The 15,337-nt window shown below is 68.4% G+C and carries 13 protein-coding genes; 8 read left to right on the top strand and 5 right to left on the bottom strand.

Annotated features, from left to right (window positions below):
- Positions 1-47 precede the first annotated feature (47 nt).
- The gene (locus AB0N59_RS11930) at positions 48-1,175 is read left to right on the top strand and encodes a nucleotide pyrophosphatase/phosphodiesterase family protein (protein WP_363483301.1); all 1,128 of its coding nucleotides are present in this window, start codon (positions 48-50) and stop codon (positions 1,173-1,175) included.
- Positions 1,176-1,188: 13 nt separating this feature from the next.
- Here the strand turns inward: AB0N59_RS11930 and sepH are convergent, their stop codons facing one another.
- Positions 1,189-2,205: a septation protein SepH gene (gene sepH, locus AB0N59_RS11925; protein WP_363483298.1), complete on the bottom strand. Its 1,017-nt coding sequence runs from the start codon at positions 2,203-2,205 to the stop codon at positions 1,189-1,191.
- Between the two features lie 210 nt (positions 2,206-2,415).
- Here sepH and AB0N59_RS11920 point away from each other — a divergent pair, with 210 nt between their 5' ends.
- The gene (locus tag AB0N59_RS11920) at positions 2,416-2,709 is read left to right on the top strand and encodes a DUF4193 domain-containing protein (RefSeq protein ID WP_071640407.1); all 294 of its coding nucleotides are present in this window, start codon (positions 2,416-2,418) and stop codon (positions 2,707-2,709) included.
- Between the two features lie 63 nt (positions 2,710-2,772).
- Here the strand turns inward: AB0N59_RS11920 and AB0N59_RS11915 are convergent, their stop codons facing one another.
- Positions 2,773-3,255: a DUF3093 domain-containing protein gene (locus AB0N59_RS11915; RefSeq protein ID WP_363483295.1), complete on the bottom strand. Its 483-nt coding sequence runs from the start codon at positions 3,253-3,255 to the stop codon at positions 2,773-2,775.
- 3 nt (positions 3,256-3,258) lie between these two features.
- Here AB0N59_RS11915 and dut point away from each other — a divergent pair, with 3 nt between their 5' ends.
- The 6 genes from dut (at position 3,259) to AB0N59_RS11885 (ending at position 11,051) form a co-directional block, all read left to right on the top strand.
- Positions 3,259-3,708: a dUTP diphosphatase gene (dut, locus tag AB0N59_RS11910; RefSeq protein ID WP_363483292.1), complete on the top strand. Its 450-nt coding sequence runs from the start codon at positions 3,259-3,261 to the stop codon at positions 3,706-3,708.
- Positions 3,705-4,292, top strand: coding sequence for a DUF3710 domain-containing protein (locus AB0N59_RS11905; protein ID WP_363483289.1), 588 nt, complete (start codon positions 3,705-3,707; stop codon positions 4,290-4,292). Before dut ends, AB0N59_RS11905 begins: the two co-directional genes overlap by 4 nt.
- Positions 4,293-4,372: 80 nt before the next feature.
- A complete protein-coding gene (locus AB0N59_RS11900) occupies positions 4,373-5,035 on the top strand; it encodes a DUF3159 domain-containing protein (protein WP_363484231.1) in 663 nt (220 codons plus the stop codon).
- 175 nt (positions 5,036-5,210) lie between these two features.
- Positions 5,211-8,072: an aconitate hydratase gene (locus AB0N59_RS11895; protein ID WP_363483286.1), complete on the top strand. Its 2,862-nt coding sequence runs from the start codon at positions 5,211-5,213 to the stop codon at positions 8,070-8,072.
- A 118-nt stretch (positions 8,073-8,190) separates the two neighbouring features.
- Positions 8,191-10,134, top strand: a complete 1,944-nt coding sequence (gene dxs, locus AB0N59_RS11890; protein WP_363483283.1) for a 1-deoxy-D-xylulose-5-phosphate synthase — start codon at positions 8,191-8,193, stop codon at positions 10,132-10,134.
- A gap of 11 nt (positions 10,135-10,145) precedes the next feature.
- Entirely contained in the window at positions 10,146-11,051 is a 906-nt protein-coding gene (locus AB0N59_RS11885) for a diacylglycerol kinase family protein (protein ID WP_363483280.1), read from the top strand.
- A 6-nt stretch (positions 11,052-11,057) separates the two neighbouring features.
- Here AB0N59_RS11885 and AB0N59_RS11880 read toward each other — a convergent pair whose 3' ends face one another.
- The 3 genes from AB0N59_RS11880 to AB0N59_RS11870 form a co-directional block, all read right to left on the bottom strand.
- Positions 11,058-11,753: an SPFH domain-containing protein gene (locus tag AB0N59_RS11880; RefSeq protein WP_363483277.1), complete on the bottom strand. Its 696-nt coding sequence runs from the start codon at positions 11,751-11,753 to the stop codon at positions 11,058-11,060.
- Between the two features lie 143 nt (positions 11,754-11,896).
- Positions 11,897-14,056 (bottom strand): 3-hydroxyacyl-CoA dehydrogenase NAD-binding domain-containing protein, encoded by a 2,160-nt coding sequence (locus tag AB0N59_RS11875; RefSeq protein WP_363483274.1) that lies wholly within the window; start codon positions 14,054-14,056, stop codon positions 11,897-11,899.
- A 6-nt stretch (positions 14,057-14,062) separates the two neighbouring features.
- Positions 14,063-15,268, bottom strand: coding sequence for a thiolase family protein (locus tag AB0N59_RS11870; RefSeq protein WP_363483271.1), 1,206 nt, complete (start codon positions 15,266-15,268; stop codon positions 14,063-14,065).
- Positions 15,269-15,337 lie beyond the last annotated feature (69 nt).

Below are 15,337 nucleotides of genomic sequence, written 5' to 3'. Positions count from 1 at the left end.
GGCGCTCGGGCGCGGTGCGTCGGGTCACCTGTGCGAGACTGACCCGGATGCCTCTCATCCTACCGACCAGCCTTGATTCGACGCGGAACATCAGCGGGGTGGCGCCTCAGCTGCTCGCGGCGCTGCGCGACGGATCCGCGGATCTCACCTCGGCACGATCCGTCGTCCTCGTGGTCGTCGACGGTCTCGGCGTGGTGCCGCTGCGCGCGCACGCAGGGCATGCGCGCACGCTGTCGTCCGCCATGGCGAAGAAGGATGTGGCGGGGTCGGTCTTCCCTACGACGACGGCCGCCGCGCTCACGAGTCTGCTCACCGGGGTCGCGCCGGGTGAGCACGGGCTGGTCGGGTACCGGGTTCGGGATCCGCAAGGCGACGCACTCGTCAACCTGCTCTCCGGCTGGGATGACGACGGCATCGACCCGCTGCAGTGGCAGGCGAGTCCGACCGTGTTCGAGCAGGCCCAGGCCGCCGGCCATCCCGCCTTCGCCGTGGGCATCCCGGCATACGAGGGAAGCGGGTTCTCGCGCGCGACGCTGCGCGGAGCCCGGTTCCACGCCGCGCGCAGCGCCGCCGACCGCGTGGAGCTGGCATGGGAGCTGGCCGACGCGAACGACGGCGCCATCGTGTACTGCTATCTGCCCGAGGTCGACAAGGCGGGCCACCGTCACGGCATCGCCTCCGCCGACTGGGTCGCCGCGCTGGAGGACGTGGACGCCGCGCTCGCCCGGCCGGTTCCCGATGGGGTGGGGGTGCTCGTCACCGCCGATCACGGCATGATCGACGTCCCGCACCACCGCCAGCTGGTGCTCGACGCGTCGGGAGGATGGCACGACGGCATCCGGCACATCGGCGGGGAACCCCGCATGCTGCACGTCTATGCAGAACCAGACGCGGATCACACGGGGCTGCTCGCCCGCTGGCGGCGTGACCTCGAGGGTTCCGCTGACGTGCTCAGCCGAACGGAGGCGATCGACGCCGGTCTGTTCGGCCCGGTGAACTCGGATGCCGTGAGGGAGCGCATCGGCGACATGCTCGTCGTCGCGTGCGGCAACGTCGCGCTCTACGACGCGGAGGCCGAGGACCAGCGCGGGCGGGGCATGATCGGACAGCACGGCGCTCTCACTCCGGAGGAATGGCGGGTGCCGTTCATTCGGATGGGAGCCTTCCGCCGCTGATCACGGCGACCGCTCACTCGTCTGTGCGGGCTCCGAAGACGATCTCGTCCCAGGAGGGCATGGCGTTGCGTCGCTTGCGGCGGGCGCTGGGCTGCTCGGCAGGCTCAGGGGCCGGAGTGGCCTCGGGCTCCTGTTGGGGTTCGTCGAGGCCGTCGAAGAGCGCGATGGGCGACGGCTCGTCGCCCTCGGAGTCGTCGAAGAGGGGCGCGGACTCACGCTGTCCTCGACGGCGACGAAGCGCTTCCAGCAGGTCGGCGGTCTCCGAGCTGGTGCGATGCTCATCCGGTGCGCGTCGCGCCGCGGCATCGTGAGCGGCAGCGCTGGAGTGCTCGACGGTCGACTCCTCGGCCTCCTCCGGCTGGGGGAGCAGGCGAGGCCCGAAGGCGCCGGAGTCGAAGCGGCTGTCGTCCTTGTACGGGGAGACGCGCTCGGCGTCGACAGCACGCAGGCGGGGGATCAGCCCCTCGGGCAGAGAGCCCTGACGTGACAGCTGCGTGGCGTCGGCGTTGATCGGCGAGAGAGTGCTGCGGCGCGGATCGAACGCCCACCGCGCGTCGTGCGCCACCTCGTTGGCGGTGAACTCGAGCTTGACGGTCCAGCCCGACTCGTCCTTCCAGCTGGCCCAGCGCTCATCGGAGGCCTCGAGGTCGGCGAGCTTCGCGCGCACCGCCGTGCCGAAAGTGGGCTGGGCGTCGGGTTCGACCTCGCTGCCGATCAGCACGGGAACGGCGAGTGCCTGGTTGACGATGTGCTCGCGCTCAGCGAGGACGGGCCCCTCGAAGCGCGCGACGTCGGATTCGCTCACGCCGAGCAGCGCCGCCACCTCGGCGGCCGACAGGCCGGCGCGGATCTGCGCCTGGATGTCGCGCGGGCTCGCAGCGAGCCGCGCGGGCGCCGGGTCGGTCTCGCGGGTCGCGCGACGCACCTCACGGTGCAGCACGTCGTCGATGGGCAGCGCGAAGCGCTGTCCGGACTCGGTGGCGAGGACGAGGACTCCCGCTTCCGTTCCGACAATGGTGACGTTTTCCATGCCAATGCCCCTCTGATGGGTGTGCATTCATGGTGTCACGACCACCCTGATCGGGCGGGGAATATCGCGGGCGCGCCGCGAGTTTCCCCCTGCGGGTCAAGAGGCATTTGCTAAATGGAACGCAGTCGTGCAAACTATGGCCCGCCGATCACCCGAAATCGGATCCCCCCACCCAGACCCACACGCACCACGGAAGTGGAGAATCACCGCATGGCAACCGATTACGACGCCCCTCGCAAGAGCGAAGACGACTCCGAGTCGATCGAAGCCCTCAAGGAGCGCGTGCCGAGCACCCAGTCCGGCGCCGGCGACGTCGAGGACTCCGACAACCCCACGGGTTTCGAGCTCCCCGGCGCTGACCTCTCCGACATGGAGCTCGATGTCGTCGTGCTGCCCGCGCAGCAGGACGAGTTCACCTGCATGAGCTGCTTCCTGGTGAAGCACCGTTCGCAGCTCGACCACGACGGTGCGGACGGCCCCATCTGCAAGGAATGCGCCGCCTGACAACCGACACGCACGCGCCCCGGCCTGACGGCTCGGGGCGCGTTCTGCGTCGTGGGGGAGCGGTCAGCGATGCTCGTCCCGGGCCGTCCGGATCGCCGCCGCGAGACGATCGGGAGTACGCGACGAGATGGTCCAGCTCGTCACCGGGTCATCCGGATCGGTGATCGGGACGACGACCACGCCGTCGATGCCTCCGCGCAGCAGGTTCCATCCGTCCTTGTCGATCGCGTGCGTGCGACGGGCCCTCGCGTCCTCGCCCGAGAAGTACTCGGGGTCGCCGAGCCAGCGCGCATCTATGTGCGCGCGTCCTGCGTGCAGGACTCCGTCGGCGACGCGTATCGTCGGCGACAGAGCGACGCTCAGGATCACCAGCACGAGCGACACCGCGCCGCCGACGACCAGAGCGAGACTCGGATCGAGCGGGGTCAGCACGAGTGAGACCATCGGCCCGGCGAGGGCGATCGTGACCAGGAGCCACAGCCCGGGAGCCAGCCGCTCGCGGTAGGTCTCACGGGTATCGGGGCGCGTGTTCTGCATTAGCCTCATGGGGTGACTCATTCCGTTGCCGTTCCCATTATCTCCGCGAACGTCCCGTTCTACGCGCACCCCGGCGATGCAGGGGCTGATCTCGTGTCGACCGAGGCCGTGCGTCTCGCACCGGGCCAGCGCGCGCTGATCGGCACCGGGGTGCGGATCGCGCTGCCGGAGGGTTTCGCGGCATTCGTCGTGCCGCGCAGCGGGCTCGCAGCCAAGCACGGGATCACGGTCGTGAACTCCCCGGGAACGGTCGATGCCGGCTATCGGGGCGAAATCAAGGTGAGCCTGCTGAACACCGACAGCAGGGAAGCGTACGATGTGGCGGTCGGTGACCGGATCGCACAGCTGATCGTGATGCCCGTCGTGCAGGCCCGCTTCGAGCCGGTCGACGAACTGCCCGAGAGCGTTCGCGGCGACGGCGGCTTCGGGTCCACCGGCTATACCCAGGGAAAGAGCGAATGACTGAAGAGATCGAACCCACGCTGAAGTCCGCGCCGGCCGATCGTGCGACCGCGGGCCCGTTCGACGACAGCGAGGCGAACCCTGTCCGCCCCTACATCGACCTCGGCGGCATCAAGGTGCTGCCCCGCGAGGGCCTGAACCTGCGGCTCGAGGTCGAGGAGCAGAGCAAGAGGATCGTCGCCGTCGGCCTCGACTATGCAGGATCGTCGCTGCAGGTGCAGCCCTTCGCCGCACCTCGCAGCCGCGGGCTGTGGGACGAGACCCGTGTGCAGCTGCGCGACCAGATCCGCACCCAGGGCGGCCGCGTGGAGGAGCGCGAGGGCCCGCTCGGCAAGGAGCTGCTGGCAGAGGTTCCGGCGACGGCCGCCGAGGGCTCGGGCATGCGCCTCGCCCGGTTCGTCGGAGTCGATGGACCCCGATGGTTCCTGCGTGGCGTGATCGGCGGTGACGCGGCGTCCGATCCCACCGCGGCCGAGCAGGTCGAGGATCTGTTCCGCTCGATCGTCGTGGTGCGCGGCGGCTCGCCGATGCCCCCGCGCGACCTCATCCCGCTCAAGATGCCCGCCACGCCGGGTTCGGCGTGACCGAGGCCGACGGCCGGGACGACGCTCGCCGTGCAAACGCCGATGCGGGCGGCGGCGGTGCGGAGCCGACCGCGGCGGAGATGATCGGTGCGGCTCTGGGCGGCGCTGCGCGCAGAGCCGGTCTCACCTCCCAGACCGAGGAGAGCACCCAGGCGATCGTCTGGAGCGCGATGGGCGGCTGGCGCGGGATCGTCGAGTCGGTCCTCCCCAGCCTCGCCTTCGTCATCCTCTTCACCATCCAGCCCGAACCGCTGCTGCTCTCGCTCGGCGTCTCGGTCGGCATCGCGGCGGTGTTCACCGTCATCCGTCTCGCGCAGAAGTCGCCCCCGTCGGCTGCGCTCGGCGGGCTGGTGGCGGCTGCAGCGGCCGCCGGACTCGCGCTGTGGACGGGCCGCGGCGCCGACAACTTCGTTCCCGGGCTGATCACCAACGCCGTGTACGGCACGGTGATGATCGTCGCCGCGCTCGTCGGCTGGTCGATCATCGGGCTCGCCGTCGGCTTCCTGATGGGGGAGGGCACCGCGTGGCGGTCGGACCGCCGCAAGCGCAGGGCCTTCTTCTGGCTGGGGCTGGCGTGGGGGGCCCTCTTCCTCGTGCGGCTCGCGGTGCAGCTGCCCCTCTATCTCACCGATCAGGTGACGCTCCTCGGCACCCTCAAGCTCGTCATGGGACTGCCGCTGTTCGCTCCGATGGTCGCCGTGACCTGGCTTGTGGTCCGAGCGCTCTATCGGCGCGCCGCATAGCGGACCGCGAGCTCCTCTTCTGCTAGATTTATCTTGACGTCAAGATAAATTGCTCATTCCCTCGAGCGGTCGCCCGACGCAGACTGGTAAGGCCAACCTTGCTAGCCGTGGCGATCACTCGGCGAGCAAGATGGAAGCGCCTGTCGCGTCCATTCGATCAGAAGGAGACGGATTCGTGTCCACGGTGAACAGCTTCGGTGCCAAGAGCACCCTGACGGTCGGCAGCACCGACTACGAGATCTTCCGCATCGACACGGTCGCGGGTCATGAGAAGCTCCCCTTCGCGCTGAAGGTGCTTCTCGAGAACCAGCTGCGTACCGAGGACGGCGCCAACGTCACGAAGGCGCAGATCGAGGCGCTCGGTTCGTGGGAGCCGAGTGCCGACCCCGACACCGAGATCCAGTTCACGCCCGCGCGTGTGGTCATGCAGGACTTCACCGGCGTGCCCTGCATCGTCGACCTCGCCACGATGCGCGAGGCCGTCACGGCCCTCGGCGGAGACCCCAGCAAGATCAACCCGCTGTCGCCGGCGGAGATGGTGATCGACCACTCGGTCATCGCCGACCTGTTCGGCCGTCCCGACGCCATCGAGCGCAACGTCGAGATCGAGTACCAGCGCAACGGCGAGCGCTACCAGTTCCTGCGCTGGGGTCAGACCGCCTTCGACGACTTCAAGGTCGTGCCCCCGGGCACCGGCATCGTCCACCAGGTGAACATCGAGCACCTCGCGAAGGTCATCTACGACCGCACCGTCGACGGCGTGCTGCGGGCCTACCCCGACACCTGTGTCGGAACCGACTCGCACACCACCATGGTCAACGGCCTGGGCGTGCTCGGCTGGGGCGTCGGCGGCATCGAGGCAGAGGCGGCCATGCTCGGCCAGCCCGTGTCGATGCTCATCCCGCGCGTCGTCGGCTTCAAGCTCACCGGTGAGATCCCCGCCGGCGTCACCGCGACCGATGTCGTGCTGACGATCACCGACATGCTGCGTCAGCACGGCGTGGTCGGCAAGTTCGTGGAGTTCTACGGCGCGGGCGTCGCGTCCGTTCCGCTCGCCAACCGCGCGACCATCGGAAACATGTCGCCCGAGTTCGGCTCGACCGCGGCCATGTTCCCGATCGACGACGTCACGCTCGACTACCTGCGGCTCACCGGCCGTGACGAGCACGCCGTCGAGCTCGTCGAGCAGTACGCCAAGGTGCAGGGACTGTGGCACGACGCCGACAAGGAGCCCTCGTACTCCGAGTACATGGAGCTCGACCTGTCGACCGTCGTCCCCTCGATCGCAGGTCCGAAGCGCCCGCAGGACCGCATCCTGCTCGCCGAGGCCAAGAGCCAGTTCGAGAAGGACATCCTGAGCTACACCTCGGTGACCGAGGGCTCGGTCGAGGTCGAGGGCACGTTCCCGGCATCCGACCCGGGCAACGCCCCCGGTGTCGAGCACGAGCACGTCTCTGAAGAGGGCGTCTCGTATCAGCACGAGACCGCGCACGAGCAGAGCGTGCTCGCATCCAGCGGCACCCACGGCGCATCCAACCCTGTCAAGGTGACCACCCCCGACGGGCAGAAGTACATTCTCGACAACGGTGCCGTCACCCTCGCGGCCATCACCTCGTGCACGAACACCTCGAACCCGTCGGTCATGATCGCCGCTGGTCTTCTCGCCCGCAAGGCCCGCGAGAAGGGGCTGAAGCAGAAGCCGTGGGTCAAGACCACGCTCGGCCCCGGCTCGAAGGTCGTCACCGACTACTACGAGAAGTCGGGTCTCGACAAGGACCTCGAGGGTCTCGGCTTCTACACGGTCGGCTACGGCTGCACCATCTGCATCGGAAACTCCGGTCCGCTGATCGAGGAGGTCTCGGCCGCCGTCAACGAGCACGACCTCGCCGTGACCGCGGTGCTCTCGGGCAACCGCAACTTCGAGGGACGCATCAGCCCCGACGTGAAGATGAACTACCTCGCCAGCCCGCCGCTGGTCGTCGCCTACGCCCTCGCCGGCTCGATGCACTTCGACTTCGAGAGCGACCCGCTGGGTCAGGACGACGCGGGCAATGACGTCTTCCTCAAGGACATCTGGCCCGCACCCGAAGAGGTGCAGGAGATCATCGACTCGTCGATCTCGCGCGACCAGTTCATCAAGCAGTACGCGACCGTCTTCGACGGTGACGAGCGCTGGAAGAACCTGCCGACGCCGACGGGCCCGATCTTCGAGTGGGACGACGCCTCGACCTACGTGCGCAAGGCCCCGTACTTCGACGGCATGGAGCTCACTCCGGCACCCGTGACCGACATCACCGGTGCTCGCGTGCTGGCGACTCTCGGCGACTCTGTCACCACCGACCACATCTCGCCTGCAGGCAACATCAAGGCGGGCACTCCGGCCGCGCAGTACCTCACCGAGCACGGTGTCGAGCAGCGCGACTTCAACTCCTATGGCTCGCGTCGCGGAAACCACGAGGTGATGATCCGCGGCACCTTCGCGAACATCCGCCTGAAGAACGCGCTCGTGAAGGCCGTCAACGACGGCCAGCAGATCGAGGGCGGCTTCACGCGCGACTTCACGCAGGAGGGTGGTCCGCAGGCGTACATCTACGATGCCTCGCAGAACTACCAGGACCAGGGCGTGCCGCTGGTGATCTTCGGCGGCAAGGAGTACGGCTCCGGGTCTTCGCGCGACTGGGCTGCGAAGGGCACCAACCTTCTCGGCGTGAAGGCGGTCATCACCGAGAGCTTCGAGCGCATCCACCGCTCGAACCTCATCGGCATGGGCGTCGTCCCGCTGCAGTTCCCCGCCGGCGAGACGTGGGAGACGCTCGGGCTCGACGGCACCGAGATCATCTCGATCGAGGGTCTGACGGCGCTCAACGAGGGCGTCACCCCGAAGACCGTGAAGGTCACGGCGACCCCCAGCGAGTTCTCCGCAGAGGGCCGCGAGCCCATCACCTTCGACGCGGTCGTCCGCATCGACACCCCCGGTGAGGCGGACTACTACCGCAACGGCGGCATCCTGCAGTACGTGCTGCGTTCGCTCGTCTGATCGCTCCACGACAGGGGCCCGGATGCTTCGGCATCCGGGCCCGTGTCGCATCCCCGGTTAGAATGTTCTGATGCGCACGTCGTCTCCGGCGAGCGCCCCATGACGCGGAAGGACGTCCATGCCGATCCTGCCGAGCATCAGCGGCCCCCGAGACCTCGATCGCCTCTCCGACGATGAGCTGGTCGAGCTGGCGGCCGAGGTCAGGGCCTTCCTCGTCGAGAACGTGGCCCGCACCGGCGGGCACCTCGGACCGAACCTCGGCGTCGTCGAGCTGACGATCGCTCTGCACCGGGTGTTCTCGTCGCCCGAGGACCCGATCATCTTCGACACCGGTCACCAGTCGTATGTGCACAAGCTGCTGACGGGCCGTCAGGACTTCTCGAGCCTCCGCTCGCGGGGCGGGCTCGCAGGCTACCCTCAGCGCTCGGAGAGCGTTCACGATGTCGTCGAGTCCTCGCACGCGTCGAGCTCGCTCAGCTGGGCTGACGGAATCTCCCGCGCCCTCACGGCGACCGGGCGCAGCGACCGCCATGTCGTCGCTGTCGTCGGCGACGGGGCGCTGACGGGAGGGATGACCTGGGAGGCGCTCAACAACATCAGCGACGACAACGAGCGCAACCTCGTGATCGTCGTGAACGACAACGGGCGGTCGTACGCTCCGACGATCGGCGGCATGTCGCGCTACCTCAACCGCGTGCGCACCGCGGGCGTGTACCGCGAGATGCACCGCAAGTCCGACCGGCTCTTCCGAGCGTTCGGACCACTGGGGCGTGCCGTGTTCCGCGGCGTGCGTGGCGGGACCCACGGATTCCTGTCCCGATTCACGAACAACGTGGCGCTGTACTCCAATCTCGACATCAAGTATCTCGGTCCGGTGGACGGCCACGACGTCGGTGCGCTGATCGAGACTCTGCAGTTCGCGAAGGACTACGGCGCGCCGGTGATCGTGCACGCCATCACGGAGAAGGGCCGTGGCTATCAGCCGGCGCTCGACGACGTGGCCGACCAGTTCCACGCCGTCGGTCGCATCGATCCGAAGACGGGTGGCGCGCTCTCATCGTCGTCCGGCACCTCATGGACCTCGGTCTTCTCCGACGCGCTCGTCGAGATCGGCGGTCGCGACCGCACGGTGATCGCCATGACGGCAGCCATGCTGCGGCCGACAGGACTCGCGGCATTCGCAGAGCGCTACCCCGACCGCGTGTACGACGTCGGCATCGCCGAGCAGCATGCCGTCGCCTCAGCGGCCGGCCTCGCATTCGGCGGCCTGCATCCCGTCGTCGCGATCTACGCGACGTTCATGAACCGCGCATTCGACCAGGTCCTGATGGATGTCGCGCTGCACCGCGCAGGCGTGACCTTCGTGCTCGACCGTGCCGGCGTGACCGGACCCGACGGCCCGAGCCACCACGGCGTCTGGGACCTCGCCATGCTGCAGATGGTTCCGGGCATCCGGATCGCTGCCCCGCGCGACGCGGAGCGTCTGCACGAAGCTCTGACCGAGGCGGTCGCGATCGACGACGCGCCGACGGTCATCCGCTACCCGAAGGGCGAAGTCCCCGACACGATGGTCGCCGTCGAGCGCCTGTCGGACGGCACGGACGTACTCGCCCGCGGCGATGACGAGGACGTGCTGATCGTCGCCATCGGCTCGTTCGCCGAGATGGCGGTCGAGATCGCCGAGCGCCTGCGCGAGCGTGGGATCGGCGCGACCGTCATCGATCCCCGGTGGGCCGTGCCAGTCCAGCCCTCTGTGGTCTCGCTCGCCGCGCGTCATCGCCTCGTGATCACGATCGAGGACGGCATCCGCGTGGGCGGCATCGGCACCCGGGTGCGTCAGGTGCTTCGCGAGGCCGGCATCGACACCGGCGTCGACGAGCTCGGCGTGCCCGACCAGTTCCTCCAGCACGCCTCGCGTGAGCAGATCCTCGAGGATGCCGGCCTCACGGTCGACAAGATCACGGCCGACATCGTCGCCCAGGTCGGCGGCACGCGCATCCCCGTGGCGAAGGCTCCCGGGCAGACCGGGGCGATCGAGCTCCCGCTGCGCGAGAGCCGCTGAACGCCACTGCCATGGGCAGCGGGGCGCCCCGCCTTCTGCTCGTGATCAACCCGCGCTCAGGCAGAGGCCGAGGAGCGCACGCCGGCGATCGTGCGGCAGAGGGGCTGCGCTCCCATGGTGCGTTCGTGCATGCGGTGACGGCCGAGACCGCAGATCGCGCGCGCGAGCTGGTGATCGCTGCGCTGAGGCAGCACTGGGACGGCATCGTGGTGGTCGGAGGCGATGGCACGCTCGCCGGCATCGTCGACCTGGTGGCGGACGCAGGACTGCCTGTCGCGATCGTGCCGGCCGGAACAGGAGACGACTTCGCTCGCGCGCTCGGCATCGCCGATGTGCCGCCTCCGGAGGCTGCGATGGCCGTGCTCACCGGCATCCGGCGTCTGACCGATCTCGGAACCGTGACCTCGCACGGTCGCACGCGCGTCTTCCTCACCGTGGCCGCGATGGGGTTCGACGCGAAGGTCAGCGAGCGCACGAACCGCCTCCGGTGGCCGGGCGGTCGCCTGAGGTACCACCTCGCGCTGGTCATAGAGCTGCTCCGGCTGCACCCCACCCGGTTCCGGATCGCGATCGACGGTGCGCCGCCCGTGTGCCTGCCAGGGACGCTCTTCGCCGTCGGCAACACATCGAGTTACGGCGGCGGGATGCCGATGTGCGTCGGCGCACGTGCCGACGACGGTCTGCTCGACGCCGTCCACGTCGCGCCGCTCAGCAGATCGCGACTGCTTCGACTCTTCCCGCTGCTGCTGCGCGGGAGGCACCTCACCCGTCCCGAAGTGGAGCGCGTCCGCTGCCGGCGGGTGCGTGTGTCGGCTCCTGACCTGGTGGTCTACGCCGACGGCGAGCGGACCGGGGCAGGGGAGTGCGAGATCGGCATACTGCCCGACGCCCTCGTGGTCATGGTGCCGCGGCGATGATGCCTCTCAGTTGAGCGCATGCAGAGCGGCGACGCCGGACGATGCGCGGTCGCCGTCACGCAGCGCGCCCGCGAGCAGGTAGCCGTCGGTCAGCGCATCGCCGGTGATCATCACTCGGACGATCTCGACGCCGCAGGCCTCGCGCACGTCTGCGGAGCACGCCGACAGCACGCGAGTGCTCAGTTCGTCGTTGTGCGGCAGCTCGACCGCGTCGATCCCGCGGACGATGTCTCGAAGCGCCGCGCCCACCATGTTCGACGCGCGCTCCTTCACGTTGACCACGTCGAGCTCGAAGACCCGCAGATCGCGGCCGCTGGGTATCGGGCGCCATTCGAACGAGGCATGCACGCGGTGCTGGCGCCCGTTCGCTCCCGTCATCTCGCGAACCGGGAGATCTGTGGCCCTGCAGCGCACGTCGACGAGCTTGTACCAGTAGAACAGGGGAAACGCGCCGTGGGTGCCCGGATGCAGCACGACCACCTCTCCGACGGCACCGCTGCCTCGTGAGGGTCGCCGCTGCGGGCGATTCCGGATGATCGGCTTGCCGTTGCGCGTGCGGATGGCGGCCCAGCCCTCGTCTACCGTCACGACGAACAGCCGCAGCAGGGCAGGCACAACCAGCAGGACGGTGAGGATCGCCGTGCCCGTCTTCAGCAGGCCCGACATGCCCTTCCCACCCATCATCGTGAGAATCATGTCCATGCCCTCCATCGTGCCTCGCTCCGGTCGGGCTGAACCCGGAATCGCGTCGATCGCGACGGCTGTTCATCCGCTGTTGGCCCGGCGTTCGGCGCAGTTGCGAAAAGGGGCCGCACCCGAAGGCGCGGCCCCTTTGTGCGCAGTCGTCAGCTGTGCGCGATCCCGCGGATCGGCGGGTTGTGGAACGTTCCGCCGAAGGCCCGCTCGGACGCGCCCTCGCGGTCGAGGTACGGCGACGCGCCACCGTCGATGAAGGGCCAGCCGGCGCCGAGGATCAGGCACAGGTCGATGTCCTCGACTTCCGGCACGACGCCCTCGTCCAGCATGAGACGGATCTCCTGGGCGAGACCGTCCTGCACTCGCTGAAGGATGGCCTCGGCGGATGCCGGGGCGCTGCCCACGTGTCCCTTGAGAACCTTCTCGGCGCTCTTGGTCCACCCGGTGACGCGACCGCCCTTGTCCTTCTCGACCACCGCGTCCAGCTCGGCGAGAGCGTGGAAGTTCTCGTTCGCATAGAAGCGCTCGGGGAAGTGACGCACCATCGTGTCCTGCACGTGTGCAGCGACCTTCCAGCCGACGAGATCGATGAGCTGGAAGGGTCCCATCGGCAGACCGAGAGGGCCGAAGGCCTTCTCGACATCGGCGACGGGGGTGCCTTCGTAGACGGCGCGCGCCGCCTCGCCCATGACCTTGGCGAGCAGCCGGTTCACGACGAAGCCCGGTGCGTCGGCCGTCAGCACGGCGTTCTTGCCCAGTCCCTTCGCGACGACGAACGCCGTCGACAGGGCGGCCTCGGCGGTGTGCGGCGTCTTCACGATCTCGATCAGCGGCATGACCGCGACCGGGTTGAAGAAGTGGAAGCCGACCAGACGCTCGGGGTGAGCGAGCTTCGAGCCGATCTCCTCGACCGACAGCGACGATGTGTTCGTCGCGAGAATCGCATCGTCGGCGATGATCTTCTCGATCTCTCCGAACACCTGCTGCTTCACGCCGACCTCTTCGAACACCGCCTCGATGACGAAGTCGCAGTCGGCGTACTGCGTCTTGTCGGTGGTTCCGGTGACGAGCGAGCGCAGCTTGTTGGCGGTGTCGGCGTCGAGACGCCCCTTGGCCTCGAGCTTGCCGATCTCGTCGTGGATATAGGCCACGCCCTTGTCGACGCGCGCCTGGTCGAGGTCGGTGATGAGCACAGGGACCTGCAGCTTGCGCACGAACAGCAGCGCGAACTGGCTGGCCATGAGGCCAGCGCCGATGATGCCGACCTTGGTGACCTTCTTCGCGAGAGCCTTGTCGGGGGCTCCGACGGGACGCTTGGCACGCTTCTGAACCAGGTCGAACGCATACATCGACGCCGCGAACTGGTCGCCGGTGACGAGATCGGCGAGGGCCTCGTCCTCGCGGGCGAAGCCTTCGGCCTTGGTGCCGCTCCTGGCCTTCTCGAGCAGTTCGAGTGCGACGTAGGGCGAGCGGGGCATCGTGCCGATCTTCGACTCGAGCATGCCTCGGGCCATCTTGATCGCGATCGGCCACTTGACGGTGCGCTCGATCTTACCCGGCTCGTTGCGGCGCTCGACCTTCTTGCCTCCGAGCACCGAGTCCGCCCAGGCGAGCGAGTTCTCGAGGAAGTTGGCCGCCGGGAAGATGGCGTCCATCAGTCCGAGTTCGAAAGCCTGCTGCGGCTTGAGCATGCGGTTCTGCTTGAGCGGGTTCGAGACGACGACCTCGAGGGCCTTCTCGATGCCGATCAGGTTCGGCACGAGGTACGCGCCGCCCCAACCGGGGATGATGCCGAGGAAGACCTCGGGCAGGGCCAGCGCCGCCGCCGATGCGTCGACGGTGCGGTAGGTGGAGTTCAGCGCGATCTCCATTCCTCCGCCGAGCGCGAGACCGTTGACGAAGGCGAAGGTCGGAACTCCCAGCTCAGACAGCGAGCCGAGCACCTTGTGGCCGAGCTGCGCGATCAGGCGGGCGTTGTCTTTCGAGCCGACCCTGCTGATGTCGGAGAGGTCGGCGCCGGCGGCGAGGATGTACTGCTTGCCGGTGATGCCGACGGCCTGGATCTCACCTGCGGCAGCACGAGCCTTGAGCGAGTCGAGCCTATCGCCGAGCTCGGTGAGGGTGGCGGGACCCAGCGTGTTCGGGCGCGTGTGGTCTCGGCCGTTGTCGAGCGTGATGAGGGCGAGCACCTTGCCGGAGGCCAGGCGGATGTCGCGCACGGGGGAGTGCGTGATCACCTCACCGTCGGCGAGTGCGGAAAGCGGCGTGAAGTCGACGCCGGCGTACTGCTCGTGGATCGTGTCAGCCATTACGCGTCACTTCCTCTTCTTGCCGTCGTAGAACGGGTTCTCCCAGATGACCGAGCCGCCCTGCCCCAGGCCCACGCACATGGCGGTGAGGCCGTAGCGAACGTCGGGGCGCTCCGCGAACTGCGCGGCGAGCTGGATCATCAGACGGACTCCGGATGCCGCGAGGGGGTGCCCGAGCGCGATCGCACCGCCCCACTGGTTGACTCGCGGGTCGTCGTCGGCGATCCCGAAGTGATCGAGCAGCGAGATCACCTGGATGGCGAACGCCTCGTTGAGCTCGAAGAGCCCGATGTCGGAGATGGTGAGCCCTGCCTTCTTCAGGGCCTTCTCGGTCGACGGGATGGGGCCGATGCCCATGATCTCGGGCTGCACACCGGCGAAGGCGAACGAGACCATCTTCATCTTCGGGGTGAGGCCGAACTCCTTCACCGCGCCGCCGCCTGCGAGCAGCGACATCGTCGCGCCGTCGGTGAGGGGCGAGGAGGTGCCGGCGGTGACCCGTCCGTGCGGTCGGAACGGCGTCTTCAGTGCGGCGAGATCCTCCATCGTGGTCTGCGGGCGGCGGCCCTCGTCTTCGGTCGCGAGGCCCCAGGCGCCGTCGGCGCCCTTGATCGCCACCGATACGAGGTCGGGCTGGATCTTGCCGGCGTCGTATGCGGCCTGCACCTTGTGCTGGCTCAGCATGCCGAAGCGGTCGGAGCGCTCCTTGGTGAGGTGCGGGAACCGGTCGAAGATGCGCTCTGCGGTGACACCCATGTTGAGGGCACCGGGGTCGACCATCTTCTCCGCCACGAACCGCGGGTTGGGGTCGGCGTTGCCGCCGATCGGGTGATGGCCCATGTGCTCGACACCGCCGGCGAGAGCGAAGTCGTACATGCCGATGCCGATCGACGCCGCCATCGTGGTGACGCTGGTCATCGCGCCGGCGCACATGCGCTCGACGGCGAGACCGGGAACCGTCTGCGGAAGCCCGGCCAGAATGGCGACCGACCGGCCGAGGGTGAGACCCTGGTCGCCGGTCTGCGAGGTCGCGGCGATGGCGACGTCGTCGATGCGGTCTGCCGGCACTGCGGCATTGCGCTCCATCAGGCCGATGGTCGCCTTCACGGCGAGGTCATCAGCGCGGGTGTTCCAGTACATGCCCTTTTCGCCGGCGCGCCCGAAGGGGGTGCGCACTCCATCGACGAAGTAGACGTCCGAGATCTCGGCCACTCTGCCTCCATAGGTTGGGGTTCCCACCCAGCCTAGGATCGCGCTCCGACCGCTTGGAATCGGTTGGAT

The organism is Microbacterium sp. NPDC089321, assembly GCF_040684935.1.
Taxonomy (GTDB): Bacteria; Actinomycetota; Actinomycetes; order Actinomycetales; family Microbacteriaceae; genus Microbacterium.
The sequence above is the reverse complement of the archived record's forward strand: the minus strand, read 5'-3'. Positions and strand labels throughout refer to the sequence as shown.

Coding starts and splice junctions, on each gene's coding strand:
- AB0N59_RS11930 (WP_363483301.1), top strand. CDS start 48: ATGCCTCTCATCCTACCGACCAGCCTTGATTCGACGCGGAACATCAGC.
- sepH (WP_363483298.1), bottom strand. CDS start 2,205: ATGGAAAACGTCACCATTGTCGGAACGGAAGCGGGAGTCCTCGTCCTC.
- AB0N59_RS11920 (WP_071640407.1), top strand. CDS start 2,416: ATGGCAACCGATTACGACGCCCCTCGCAAGAGCGAAGACGACTCCGAG.
- AB0N59_RS11915 (WP_363483295.1), bottom strand. CDS start 3,255: ATGAGGCTAATGCAGAACACGCGCCCCGATACCCGTGAGACCTACCGC.
- AB0N59_RS11905 (WP_363483289.1), top strand. CDS start 3,705: ATGACTGAAGAGATCGAACCCACGCTGAAGTCCGCGCCGGCCGATCGT.
- AB0N59_RS11900 (WP_363484231.1), top strand. CDS start 4,373: ATGATCGGTGCGGCTCTGGGCGGCGCTGCGCGCAGAGCCGGTCTCACC.
- dxs (WP_363483283.1), top strand. CDS start 8,191: ATGCCGATCCTGCCGAGCATCAGCGGCCCCCGAGACCTCGATCGCCTC.
- AB0N59_RS11885 (WP_363483280.1), top strand. CDS start 10,146: ATGGGCAGCGGGGCGCCCCGCCTTCTGCTCGTGATCAACCCGCGCTCA.
- AB0N59_RS11880 (WP_363483277.1), bottom strand. CDS start 11,753: ATGGACATGATTCTCACGATGATGGGTGGGAAGGGCATGTCGGGCCTG.
- AB0N59_RS11875 (WP_363483274.1), bottom strand. CDS start 14,056: ATGGCTGACACGATCCACGAGCAGTACGCCGGCGTCGACTTCACGCCG.